This is a genomic window from Streptomyces sp. NPDC048420, assembly GCF_040651535.1.
Classification (GTDB): domain Bacteria; phylum Actinomycetota; class Actinomycetes; order Streptomycetales; family Streptomycetaceae; genus Streptomyces.
The window spans coordinates 379,687-392,025 of record NZ_JBEZKG010000005.1 but is presented as its reverse complement, the minus strand read 5'-3'; the positions used below and the strand labels follow the sequence as shown (position 1 = coordinate 392,025).

General features: G+C 70.8%; 12 protein-coding genes. 2 read left to right on the top strand and 10 right to left on the bottom strand.

Annotation, left to right across the window (positions count from 1 at the left end):
• Positions 1-8: 8 nt before the first annotated feature.
• The 10 genes from ruvA to pgsA all read right to left on the bottom strand — a co-directional run bounded on the left by ruvA (position 9) and on the right by pgsA (position 7,843).
• Positions 9-614 carry a Holliday junction branch migration protein RuvA gene (gene ruvA, locus AB0D34_RS11455; RefSeq protein ID WP_362659971.1) on the bottom strand — a complete coding sequence of 202 codons (606 nt, stop codon included), beginning with the start codon at positions 612-614 and terminating at the stop codon, positions 9-11.
• Positions 611-1,150 carry a crossover junction endodeoxyribonuclease RuvC gene (ruvC, locus tag AB0D34_RS11450; protein ID WP_362659968.1) on the bottom strand — a complete coding sequence of 180 codons (540 nt, stop codon included), beginning with the start codon at positions 1,148-1,150 and terminating at the stop codon, positions 611-613. Before ruvC ends, ruvA begins: the two co-directional genes overlap by 4 nt.
• A 121-nt stretch (positions 1,151-1,271) precedes the next feature.
• Entirely contained in the window at positions 1,272-2,024 is a 753-nt protein-coding gene (locus AB0D34_RS11445; protein WP_275774168.1) for a YebC/PmpR family DNA-binding transcriptional regulator, read from the bottom strand.
• A 49-nt stretch (positions 2,025-2,073) separates the two neighbouring features.
• Complete coding sequence (pdxT, locus tag AB0D34_RS11440; RefSeq protein ID WP_362659965.1) at positions 2,074-2,679, bottom strand: pyridoxal 5'-phosphate synthase glutaminase subunit PdxT; 606 nt, start codon at positions 2,677-2,679, stop codon at positions 2,074-2,076.
• Positions 2,680-2,685: 6 nt separating this feature from the next.
• A complete protein-coding gene (gene pdxS, locus AB0D34_RS11435; RefSeq protein WP_031043147.1) occupies positions 2,686-3,591 on the bottom strand; it encodes a pyridoxal 5'-phosphate synthase lyase subunit PdxS in 906 nt (301 codons plus the stop codon).
• A gap of 119 nt (positions 3,592-3,710) precedes the next feature.
• Entirely contained in the window at positions 3,711-4,055 is a 345-nt protein-coding gene (locus AB0D34_RS11430) for a DUF6210 family protein (protein ID WP_362659963.1), read from the bottom strand.
• 4 nt (positions 4,056-4,059) lie between these two features.
• Positions 4,060-4,602 (bottom strand): hypothetical protein, encoded by a 543-nt coding sequence (locus AB0D34_RS11425; RefSeq protein ID WP_362659960.1) that lies wholly within the window; start codon positions 4,600-4,602, stop codon positions 4,060-4,062.
• 438 nt (positions 4,603-5,040) lie between these two features.
• Complete coding sequence (locus tag AB0D34_RS11420) at positions 5,041-6,210, bottom strand: glycosyltransferase family 4 protein (RefSeq protein WP_362659957.1); 1,170 nt, start codon at positions 6,208-6,210, stop codon at positions 5,041-5,043.
• Positions 6,207-7,124 (bottom strand): phosphatidylinositol mannoside acyltransferase, encoded by a 918-nt coding sequence (locus AB0D34_RS11415; protein WP_362659954.1) that lies wholly within the window; start codon positions 7,122-7,124, stop codon positions 6,207-6,209. Before AB0D34_RS11415 ends, AB0D34_RS11420 begins: the two co-directional genes overlap by 4 nt.
• Positions 7,121-7,843, bottom strand: a complete 723-nt coding sequence (gene pgsA / locus AB0D34_RS11410) for a phosphatidylinositol phosphate synthase (RefSeq protein WP_362659952.1) — start codon at positions 7,841-7,843, stop codon at positions 7,121-7,123. The genes AB0D34_RS11415 and pgsA overlap by 4 nt, the downstream gene beginning before the upstream one ends.
• 273 nt (positions 7,844-8,116) lie before the next feature.
• Here pgsA and AB0D34_RS11405 point away from each other — a divergent pair, with 273 nt between their 5' ends.
• Both AB0D34_RS11405 and AB0D34_RS11400 read left to right on the top strand, forming a co-directional pair.
• A complete protein-coding gene (locus tag AB0D34_RS11405; RefSeq protein ID WP_362659949.1) occupies positions 8,117-10,315 on the top strand; it encodes an elongation factor G-like protein EF-G2 in 2,199 nt (732 codons plus the stop codon).
• Positions 10,316-10,542: 227 nt separating this feature from the next.
• On the top strand, positions 10,543-12,204 hold the full coding sequence (locus AB0D34_RS11400; RefSeq protein WP_362659946.1) for a hypothetical protein: 1,662 nt from the start codon (positions 10,543-10,545) through the stop codon (positions 12,202-12,204).
• The last annotated feature ends 135 nt before the right edge of the window (positions 12,205-12,339 follow it).

Here is a 12,339-nt window from a genome sequence, read left to right as displayed (position 1 = left end):
ACGTTCTCCTAGCGGGCGCGGTTCAGGGTTTGCAGGGCGGCCTTCAACAGTTGGCCGACCTGGGGCGTGCCCTCGGCCGCCTCTGCCTGCGGGGCTACGGCGGTGACGGCCTCGTCGGCCTCCCGCGTGGCGTATCCGAGGCCGATCAGGGCGGCGTGCAGCTGGTCGCGCCAGCCCTGGGTGACGGGAGCGCCGATCGCGGGGGCGCCGATCGGCTCGCCCAGCCGGTCCTTCAGCTCCAGGAGCAGCTTCTGGGCGCCCTTCTTACCGATGCCGGGGACGGCGATCAGTGCCTTCTCGTCCCCCGTGGCGACCGCCCGGCGCAGGGCGTCCGGCGCATGCACCGCCAGCATGGCCTGGGCCAGCCGCGGGCCGACTCCGCTGGCGGTCTGCAGCAGCTCGAAGACCTGGCGCTCGTCGTCGTCGACGAAGCCGTACAGGGTCAGTGAGTCCTCGCGTACGACCAGGGAGGTGGCGAGCTTGGCCGGCTTGCCGAGGCGCAGGGTCGACAGCGTGTTCGGCGTGCATTGCACCGCCATGCCGACACCGCCGACCTCGACCACGGCCGCGTCGGGAGCGAGGGCGGCGATCGTGCCGCTCACAAAGGCGATCATGCCGTACGGCCTTTCCGTGCTGTGGCTGTGTGCAGGGCGACGGCCTGCTGGAGGCGGTTCTGGGCGGGGGCCCGCCAGATGTGGCAGATGGCGAGCGCGAGGGCGTCGGCGGCGTCGGCCGGCTTGGGCGGGGCGTCGAGTCGCAGCAGCCGGGTCACCATGGCACCGACCTGGGCCTTGTCGGCACGGCCGCTGCCAGTGACGGCGGCCTTGACCTCGCTCGGGGTGTGCAGGGCGACGGGGATGCCACGGCGGGCGGCGCACAGCATCGCGACGGCGCTGGCCTGGGCGGTGCCCATCACGGTGCGGACGTTGTGCTGGCTGAACACCCGCTCCACGGCGACGAATTCGGGCCGGTGCTCGTCGAGCCACTGCTCGATGCCCTGCTCGACGGCGACCAGCCGCTGCCCCAACTCGGCGTCCGCGGGCGTGCGTACGACGCCGACGCCGAGCATCGTGAGTGGCCGCCCCGGAACACCTTCGACCACCCCGACACCGCACCGCGTGAGACCGGGGTCCACCCCGAGTACGCGCACGCGCCCCCCTCTCCCTTTCGATCGCCTGTTTGTGCAGGCTATCCGCTGCCACCGACAACGGCGGCGGGCCGGTGGGGTGTGTCCCACCGGCCCGCCGAAATCCGCTCAACTCGCGGCAGCGTTACGCGTCGACCTTCTCCATGACCTCGTCGCTCACGTCGAAGTTGGCGAAGACGTTCTGGACGTCGTCGCTGTCCTCGAGGGCGTCGATCAGCTTGAAGATCTTCTTGGCGCCCTCCTCGTCGAGCTCGACCTGCATGGTCGGGACGAAGTTGGCCTCGGCGGAGTCGTAGTCGATCCCGGCGTCCTGGAGGGCGGTGCGGACGGCGACCAGGTCGGTGGCCTCGCTGAGCACCTCGAAGGACTCGCCCAGGTCGTTGACCTCCTCGGCGCCCGCGTCGAGGACCGCGCCGAGGACGTCGTCCTCACTCAGCTCGCCCTTGGGGACGATGACGACGCCCTTGCGGTTGAAGAGGTAGGACACCGAGCCGGGGTCGGCCATGTTGCCGCCGTTGCGGGTCATGGCGACGCGCACGTCGGAGGCGGCACGGTTGCGGTTGTCGGTGAGGCACTCGATGAGCACCGCGACGCCGTTCGGACCGTAACCCTCGTACATGATCGTCTCGTAGTCGGCGCCACCGGCCTCGAGACCGCCGCCACGCTTGACCGCGGAGTCGATGTTCTTGTTCGGGACCGACTGCTTCTTGGCCTTCTGGATGGCGTCGTAGAGAGTCGGGTTGCCCTCGATGTCGACGCCACCCATGCGGGCCGCGACCTCGATGTTCTTGATCAGCTTCGCGAAGAGCTTGCCGCGCTTGGCGTCGATCACGGCCTTCTTGTGCTTCGTCGTAGCCCATTTAGAGTGGCCGGACATCTGCCTGTCTCCTTCGCGTAACCCATCCCTGCAACCAACGCCTGAGATCCTACAAGGACTCGGCTGCCCGGTTCGCGCGCACCATGTCGACAAAGAGGGCGTGCACACGGTGGTCGCCGGTCAGTTCCGGGTGGAACGACGTGGCGAGCGCGTTGCCCTGGCGGACCGCGACGATGTGGCCGTCGTGCTCGGCGAGCACCTCGGCCTCGGCGCCGACGGACTCGACCCAGGGGGCGCGGATGAAGACGCCCTCCACGGGAGTGCCCTCGACACCCTTCACCTCGACCGCCGCCTCGAAGGACTCGTTCTGACGTCCGAAGGCGTTTCGGCGCACGATCATGTCGATGCCGCCGACCGTCTCCTGTCCCGAGCGAGGGTCGAGGATCTTGTCGGCCAGCATGATCAGGCCCGCGCAGGTGCCGTAGACGGGCATGCCGTCACGCACGCGCGCACGTAGGGGCTCCATCACGCCGAACAGCACGGCCAGCTTGGAGATGGTGGTGGACTCGCCGCCGGGGATGACGAGACCGTCCACCTCGGCGAGTTCCTCCGGGCGCCGCACCGGCCTGGCCACGGCGTCGGCCGCGGCCAGGGCGACGAGGTGCTCCCGGACGTCGCCCTGGAGGGCCAGGACGCCTATGACAGGAGTGCTCATGAGTGGTTACCAGCCGCGGTTGGCGTAGCGCTCGGCCTCGGGGAGGGTGTCGCAGTTGATGCCGACCATGGCCTCGCCGAGGTTCCGGGACGCGTCCGCGATGATCTTCGGGTCGTCGTAGAAGGTGGTGGCCTTCACGATGGCGGCGGCGCGCTTGGCCGGGTCGCCGGACTTGAAGATGCCGGAGCCGACGAAGACACCCTCGGCGCCGAGCTGGCGCATCAGCGCGGCGTCGGCGGGGGTGGCGACACCGCCGGCGGAGAACAGCACGACCGGGAGCTTGCCGAGCTCGGCGACCTCCTTGACGAGCTCGTACGGGGCGCGCAGGTCCTTGGCGGCGGCGTACAGCTCGTTGTTGTCGTAACCGCGCAGCCTGGCGATCTCGTTCTTGATCTGGCGCAGGTGACGGACGGCCTCGACGACGTTGCCGGTGCCGGCCTCGCCCTTGGAGCGGATCATGGCCGCGCCCTCGGCGATACGGCGCAGGGCCTCGCCCAGGTTGGTGGCACCGCACACGAAGGGCGTCGTGAACGCGAACTTGTCGCTGTGGTTGACCTCGTCGGCCGGGGTGAGGACCTCGGACTCGTCGATGTAGTCGACGCCGAGGGACTGCAGGACCTGGGCCTCGACGAAGTGGCCGATGCGGGACTTCGCCATGACCGGGATCGACACGGCCTCGATGATGCCCTCGATCATGTCCGGGTCGGACATCCGGGCCACGCCGCCGTCCTTGCGGATGTCGGCCGGGACCCGCTCCAGGGCCATGACGGCGACGGCGCCCGCGTCCTCGGCGATCTTCGCCTGCTCCGGCGTGACGACGTCCATGATCACGCCGCCCTTGAGCTGCTCCGCCATTCCGCGCTTCACGCGCGCGGTGCCGGTCTCGGGAGCCTGGTTCTCGGTGCTGGACACGGGTTGACCTCGCTGAAGTGAAAGGGGATTACTGCAGCACCGAGGAAACGTCACCGGATCAGGCCACAGCAAGGGCCAATGGGGAGCCGGTGGCTCGTTTTACTCCCCGAGGGGCCGGGTCAGTCGGAGTTCTCCCAGGTCAGAAAGCCGGGGCCGGCGGGTGTGAGCACCGGCAACCATGCCTCGTCGGCCTCGGCCAGGCGGGACTCGTCGAGGACCAGGGGCGTGGGCAACAGCTCGTCGCGGTTCCCGGAGCCGTGGACGGGCAGTGCGACGGCGCTTCTCAGCCGGTCGAGCAACCCGGGCGGCCAGGTCTGGCCACAGGTGCCGGCCCCCTTCAGCTCGCCGACGAAGATCTCCTTCAGCTCCTCGTCGAGGGCCCTTCCCAGCACGGCCAGCAGAGGGCCCTCCTGCTCGTACGGGACGCAGCCGTAGTCGCCAGGTCGGCGCCGCGCGTCGGTCATCGGCCTATGCGGCCCGGTCCACCAAGGCGGCGGGCGGTTCGTCGTCCATCTCGAAGGCCATCGGGAAGGGGGCGTGACCGGCCAGGCGGAACCAGCGGACCTTGCGGTGCTGGCGGAGCCTGCGGGCCGCGCCCACCGCGTCGTTGTGGAAGCGGCGGGCCATCGGAACGCGTCGTACGGCCTCCGTCAGTTCATGGGCCGCCGCCTCTCCCCCGGGCGCCTCGCGGACCGCCTCCACCTGGGCCGACTCCGCGAACACGGCCCGCAGCGCCTGGCTCAGCTCGCTCTCGGCGACCTCCCGCTGCTCCTCCTCGGCCTGCCGGGCGGCGTGCGCGGCCTCGTACAGGACGATCGACGCGGCCGGGTCCAGCACTCCGGAAGTGGCCAGTTCCTGGGTCACGGAGGCCCGGCGGAGCAACTGCGCGTCCAGGCCCGCGCGCGTGGCGTCGATCCTGGCGTGCAGCCGGTCCAGACGGCCCGCGGTCCAGCTCAGGTAGAGGCCGATCGCGACGAGCGCGACGATGATCCAGATGAGGGTGGGAGTCACAGCCAGCAAGGCTATCGGGGCGGGCTGGGGCGGAGCGGGGCAGGACGGGGGGCGGACGTCTGCGTGGCCGGAGCAGGGCACGTCGGACGGGTGCAGGGCGGGTACGAGGCTTGTCGTCGGCGAGGCGGGCCCTGTACCGGCGCTACGGCGTCGCCGACGAGGCGCGTCCCGGGGACCGGTCAGCGTTACGTCCGCAGGCTCGCCCGGTCGTCGACGCTCCGGTCACGCGCTCAGCTCCCGGCCGCGCTCCACCACCCGTGCCTCGGCCGCGCGTGCCTGCACCGACCACGCCTGCACGTCCGTGCCCCTGTCGTCGGCGAGGCGGTCCGACCCGCAAGGCTCGTACGGCCGGCGTTCCTGCCGACGGCACCCTCACCGTCAGTTCCCCGCCGACCCGACCACGCCCGCGGGCGCCGGAGCCCCCGTCCCCGGCGTCGATCAGTCCCTGGCCAGCCCCAGCCTCGCCCGCAGTCCCGGCCCCCGGTCGTCGTCCGCCGCGGCCACCGCCGCCGCGCCCGCGGTCACCGTCTCGTAGACCGACAGGATGTCCGCCCCGACGGTCGACCAGTCGAACCGGCGGACGTGTGCGCTGCCGCGCTCCCGCAGTTCGGTCAGGCGCGCGCGGTCACCGAGCAGTCGTACCGCCGCCTCGGCGAGCGCGTCCGCGTCCTCGTTGGCGAAGAGCTCGCCCGCCGCGCCGTGGTCCAGGACCTGGGCGAAGGCGTCGAGGTCGGAGGCGAGGACAGGGGCGCCCGCCGACATCGCCTCGACGAGGATGATCCCGAAGCTCTCACCACCGGTGTTGGGGGCGACGTACAGGTCGACGCTGCGCAGGAAGCGGGCCTTGTCCTGGTCGCTGACCATGCCGAGGAACTCCACGCGCGCGCGTAGCTCCTCGGGGAGGGACTCCACCGCCTCCTCCTCGTCACCGCGGCCGGCCACCAGCAGCCGGGTCTGAGGGCGCTCGGCGAGGATCTTCGGCAAGGCCTTCATCAGCACCGGCAGGCCCTTGCGGGGTTCGTCGATGCGCCCCATGAAACCGATCGTGTTCCCCTGCCACTCGGGTTTCGGCTGGGCCTTGGCGAAGAAGTCGACGTCCACGCCGTTGGGGATCACCACCGCGTCGCCGCCGAGGTGCTCGACCAGCGTGCGGCGGGCGTACTCGCTCACGGCGATCCGGGCGCTGATCTTCTCCAGGGCGGCCTGGAGGATCGAGTACGCGGCGACCATGACCCGGGAGCGCGGGTTCGAGGTGTGGAAGGTGGCGACGATGGGGCCCTGCGCGGCCCAGCAGGTCAGCAGGCCGAGCGACGGCGAGGACGGCTCATGGATGTGGACCACGTCGAACTCGCCGTCGTGCAACCAGCGACGCACCCGTGCCGCCGACAGGAAGCCGAAGCTCAGCCGGGCCACCGAGCCGTTGTACGGCACCGGGACCGCGCGGCCCGCCGAGACGACGTACGGCGGCAGCGGGGTGTCGTCGTCGGCCGGGGCGAGGACGGACACCTCGTGGCCGAGACGGATGAAGTACTCGGCGAGATCGCGGATGTGGAACTGGACGCCGCCCGGCACATCCCAGGAGTACGGGCAGACGATGCCGATTCTCACGAGCGGGCCCCGTCCGACGGGCGCGGCTCGAGGTCCTTCAGCCACAAGCGCTGCAGCATGTGCCAGTCCTCCGGGTGATCAGCGATCCCTGTGGCGAAGGCATCGGCCAGCGCCTGTGCCATGACAGACGTCTTTTCGGCCCGCGTACCTGTCTCGGGCACCGGGACCGGGGGGTGCACCCTCCCCTGCATGACGGGCGAGTCGTCGTACCAGAGTGTCACCGGCAGCAGCAGAGCGCCCGTCTGCTGGGCCAGCAGGGCCGGGCCCGCGGGGATGCGGGTCGCCTCGCCGAAGAACCGCACCTCGACCCCGGACGACGACAGGTCGCGCTCGGCGACCAGGCAGACCAGGCCGCCGTCACGCAGCCGCCGGGCCAGTGTGCCGAAGGCGGCGCCGCCGCTGTGCGGGAGCACCTCCATGCCGAGTCCCTCGCGGTAGGCGACGAAACGGTCGTACAGCGTCTCCGGCTTGAGCCGTTCGGCGACCGTGGTGAACGGCGTCTCCAGCTCGGTGGTGACCCAGGCGCCCGCGAGGTCCCAGTTGGCCATGTGCGGCAGCGCGAGGATGACGCCCTTGCCCTGGGCGAGTCCGTCGGTGAGGTGGTGCAGGCCGTTGGGGTGGAAGCCGCTCTTGACGCGCTCCTTGCTCCAGGCGGGCAGCCGGAAGGACTCCATCCAGTAGCGCAGATACGACCGCATGCCCGCGCGCGAGAGCTCGGCGAGGCGCTCCGGGCTCGCGTCGGGCACCACGCGCGCGTAGTTGCTCTCCAGGCGGAGCACGCCCTTGCCGCGCTGCTTCCAGGCCAGGTCGGCGATGCTCCGGCCGAGGCGCACGGCGACCGGCTCGGGGAGCTTTTTCACCACGCCCCAGCCGAGGCCGTACAGCGCGTCCGCCAGCCGCTCCTGGGCGCTCACTTCGCGGCCTCGCTCCCCTGCTGCCGGGACTTGTCCCCGGCCACGTCCTCCTCGGCGGCATCCGGCTCGGCACCCGACTCCGCGGCGGCCTCCTCGGCCTCCGCGGACTCCCGGCGGACCGTGACGACCCGCTGGATCAGCGTGACCAGGCTGCCGACGGCGACGATCCACAGGGCGACCGGCAGCAGGTACTGGATGCCGGGCACGCCGAACGCGTGCAGACCCGCGAGGCCGGCCGCGACCAGCGAGATCACCAGGCGTTCGGCACGCTCCACGAGGCCGTTGACGGCGACCGGCAGCCCGATCGACTCGCCTCGGGCCTTGGTGTACGACACCACCTGTCCGCTGGCCAGGCAGAAGATGGAGACCGCGCACAGGGCGATGTCGTCGCCGCCACCGGCGTACCAGAGGGCGAAGCCGCCGAAGATCGCGCCGTCGGCGACCCGGTCGAGCGTGGAGTCGAGGAAGGCGCCCCAGCGGCTGGTGCGGCCGAGCTGGCGGGCCATGTTGCCGTCGACGAGGTCGGAGAACACGAACAGTGTGATCACGACCGTGCCCCAGAAGAACTCGCCCATGGGGTAGAAGACCAGCGCGCCCGCGACCACTCCGGCGGTGCCGAGGAGCGTGACCGTGTCGGGGCTGACGCCCCTTCTGATCAGAAATGTGGCGAACGGAGTGAGAACACGCGTGAAGAATGCACGCGCGTACTTGTTCAGCATGGCCTTCCCGACGGTCGGTGTGGCCGGCTCGGCCCCTGCTGGCCACCGGCTGGCCCATCGTAGCCACGCGCGCGCGTGGGCGGCGGCCGGGCACCCGGAGCCCGTGTCACGGGCCCGTGCCATCCGGGTCACGGTGGGATCGCGTCCGTCGTATGGACGCACCGTGACGGGAGTGGAAAGCTCGAAGGACCGCGGGCGTCACCGGAGCCGCACCGCACGCGGGTCCGCGCGTCCGCGCCCACAATGACCTCACCGTGCACGGGAGGCAAGGCCATGGGCGACAAGGCGAACGCACACCCCGGAGCCGCCGGCAGGGCAACAGCGGCCGACCACCCCGCGTCCGTACGGAATGTGGTGCTGGTCGGCCACTCCGGTTCGGGCAAGACGACATTGGTGGAAGCTCTCGCGCTGACCGCGGGAGCAGTGAACCGGGCGGGCCGTGTGGAGGACGGCGGCACCGTCTCGGACTACGACGAGATCGAGCACCGGCAGCAACGCTCGGTACAGCTCTCCCTGGTGCCCGTCGAATGGGACGGGTTCAAGATCAACCTTCTGGACACCCCCGGATACGCCGACTTCGTCGGTGAGCTCAGGGCCGGTCTGCGAGCGGCGGACGCGGCCCTTTTCGTCGTCTCGGCCTCGGACGGGGTGGACGGCTCCACGCGCATGGTGTGGGAGGAGTGCGCGGCCGTCGGCATGCCCCGGGCGATCGTCGTCACGCATCTGGAGGCCGCGCGGGCGGACTTCGAGGAGATGACGCGGATCTGCGCGGAGGCCTTCGGCGGCGACGACCCCGACGCCGTACTGCCGCTCTACCTGCCGCTGCACGGCCCGCAGGGACCCGACGGGCACACACCCGTGACAGGTCTGACCGGGCTGCTGTCGCAGAAGCTCTTCGACTACTCCTCCGGGGAGCGCAAGGAGTCCGAGCCGGGCGAGGACCTGCTCCCGGAGATCGAGGAGGCCCGTAACCGGCTGATCGAGGGGATCATCTCGGAGAGCGAGGACGAGACCCTCATGGACCGCTATCTGGGCGGCGAGGAGATCGACTTCAAGACGCTCGTGGAGGACCTTGAGCGGGCCGTCGCACGCGGGGTGTTCCATCCGGTCCTGGCCGCCGCCCCCGCGAGCGAGGGCGCCAAGCAGGGGCTCGGCACGGTCGAGCTCCTGGAACTGGTCACCGGCGGCTTCCCGACGCCGTTCGAGCACCCCACCCCGGGTGTCACGACCATCGACGGCAAGCCGCGCGAGATCAAGGCCTGCGACACCGAGGGACCGCTGGTCGCGGAGGTCGTGAAGACCGCGTCCGACCCGTATGTCGGCCGGATCTCGCTGGTGCGGGTCTTCTCCGGGACCCTGCGTCCGGACGAGACGGTCCATGTCTCGGGGCACGGGCTCGCCGACCGCGGGCACGAGGACCATGACGTCGACGAGCGGATCGGCGCGCTGTCGGCCCCCTTCGGCAAGCAGCAGCGCCAGCTCTCGCACTGCATCGCGGGCGACCTCGCGTGCGTGGCGAAGCTGAGCCGCGCGGAGACCGGCGACACCCTCTCGGCCAAGGACGACCCGCTGCTCATGGAGCCGTGGGAGATGCCCGACCCGCTGCTGCCGCTCGCCATCGAGGCGCACAGCAAGGCGGACGAGGACAAGCTCTCGCAGGGCCTTTCCCGACTGGTCGCCGAGGATCCCACCATGCGGCTCGAACAGAACCAGGACACCCACCAGGTCGTCCTGTGGTGCCTGGGCGAGGCGCACGCCGACGTGGCCCTGGAGCGGCTGCGCAGCCGCTACGGCGTGCAGGTGGACGTCGTACCGCACCGGGTGTCCCTGCGGGAGACGTTCGCGGACAAGGCGGGCGGGCGCGGGCGGCATGTGAAGCAGTCCGGCGGGCACGGGCAGTTCGCCATCTGCGAGATCGAGGTGGAACCGCTGCCGGGCGGCTCGGGCATCGAGTTCGTGGACAAGGTCGTCGGCGGCGCGGTGCCCCGGCAGTTCATCCCGTCCGTCGAGAAGGGCGTACGGGCGCAGGCCGTCAAGGGGGTCGCCACCGGACATCAGCTCATCGACGTCCGGGTGACGCTGCTGGACGGCAAGGCGCACTCCGTGGACTCCTCGGACGCCGCGTTCCAGACGGCCGGGGCGCTTGCCCTCAGGGAGGCGGCGGCGGACGCGAAGATCCATCTGCTGGAGCCGGTCGCCGAGGTGTCCGTACTGGTCGGCGACGACTACGTGGGCGCGGTGATGAGCGACCTGTCCGGCCGGCGCGGCCGGGTGCTCGGCACCGAGCAGACCAACGGCGGACGCACGCTGATCAAGGCCGAGGTGCCCGAGATCGAGATCGGCCGGTACGCGGTGGACCTCAGGTCCCTGTCGCACGGCACCGCGCGTTTCAGCCGCTCCTATGCCCGGCACGAGCCCATGCCGCCGCAGATCGCCGAAAGGATCCGTGAAGAGGCCCGCGCTGCCTCGTAGTTGGCACCTGCCCGGGGACAAGTGGCTTCGGGCGGCGCGCACGTGGCGTTCCACGCCCCACAAGTGACGTGTACGGAACGCTCCCCTCCGATTCGGCGGACGGCTTCGGCCGTCCGCCCACCAATGTCAGTGCCGACAGTTACGCTGATGACCTGATCAACAGGTGTGCGGAGTACGGAAGTCGGGAAGGCCGCAGTGGGTGAGACAGGCGGCGATCGGGGGCGGGAATGACCGTTGACGGCGGTTTCGCGGACATCTTCGGTCCGCAGGTGCCGCGCACGGGCGACGAGGCGCAGACGGCGACGTTCGCCCTGGCCTCGGCGGCCTATCGGGACAATCCGGTGGAGGAGATCCTCAAGGCCAACAACGAGTGGCACGAGTCGGCCGTCAAGGGCGGCCGCAAGTGGGCGAAGATCTTCCGCCCCAACCTGGGCGAGGCCTTCTCCACGGCGGTGATCACCCGCATGCTCGGCAAGGGCCGCAAGCCGCTCATCCAGTCCTTCGGCGCGGAGCCGCAGGTCGTGGTCGAGCACTGTCTCGCGGCGAACAACATCCGCCGGGACCGGGACAACTGGCTGAGCGCCGTCATGGTGCTGTGCGGTGTGCTGTTCCTGCCCGGACTCCTGGTCTGGCTGCTGGTCTTCACCCTGCGCAGCAACGTCGCCAGGCGCGAGGACAAGCAGGCCGGGGCGATCTCCACCGTGCTCCTCGTCGCGATGGCCGGGCTCGCCGTGCTCTTCCTGCTCAAGATGCCGTTCAGCGGGTTCTGGGGGCTGTACGCACGCGCGTGCGTCGTCCTCCCCGTGGTCGGCTGGTTCTGGGCCAAGCAGATCTGCGAGCGCACCGCGAAGGATCTGCGGGAGCGCTGGGCGAGTCTGCTGGCCGGCAGCAGCGTGGGCGCCAAGGTGCCCGAGGCGGTGCCGAGCAACCCCGGCGAGACCGCGGCCGAGCAGCTGCGCCAGTCCCTGGCCACGCTCAGCGCCGAACAGCAGTCCAACTCGGTCTTCTACGCCGGCCCCAAGGGAATACTCGGCATGGGCACCCGCTGGGGCAGCTGGCAGCTCGCCGAGGACCTGGTGTCGGCCGACCCCACCCGGGAGATCCACCCCTTCCGCAGCTGGGACGTGGTCCGGTCCATCCACGACCAGCTGCGCATGCTCGAACGCAACACCATCAACACCGGCGGCTTCCCGAAGCCCTCCATACGTCACTGGGTCGTCACACCGATCGCGGAGGGCGCGAAGGAGGTGTCCCGGCCGGGCGGCACGGACGTGGACGCGTACCAGGTCAAGAACCACGCGATACAGGACATCTGCAACAAGCAGCAGTTCGGCGGCGGTGACCGGCACTACCTGGGCGTGCAGTGGACGCTGTGGGAGGGACAGCTCGTCCTCACCATGCTGATCACGGTGACCGTGCTGCACGAGACGCTGCGCATCGAGGTCACCGGGCACGCGCTGGGACCGGTGCACGGGCTGTTCACGTCGAAGCCGGCCGCCAAGGAGAAGGAGGTCGCCAAGCAACTGCGCTTCTGGGAGACCAAGAAGATCAAGCTGCCGCTGGTGGACGCCGACGAGGTGGTCCGCCTCACCGCGCGGGCGCCCCTGGCCTGGTATCCGCCGCTGCTCAACTGGCTCGGCGGTTCGCTCGCCCTGCCCGAGCCGTTCGGTCTGCGGCACGCCTGGGCGGACAAGCCGTGGCGGCACCGCTTCATGGCCGACGACGCGCTGCGCGCCGCGACCCCGGTGCTGCGGGTGGTGCACTCGGCGGCGATCCGGATCCTGTCGGAGAACGGCGTGGACACGGAGAAGTTCGGCACGCGGGCGGGCTTCCTGAGCACGCAGGTCCAGGACGTGTCGCCGCGGAAGGCGGACGTGTACGACGCGTAGGCCTCCGGCGGTTCGGGCGAGTCCACGTGCGGGTGGGTCTGGGTTCCGGTCCCTGGGGGCTGCGCCCCCAGACCCCCCTTCGGCCGGGACGGCCTCGTCCTCAAACGCCGGACGGGCTGACGGATGCCGGCTCAG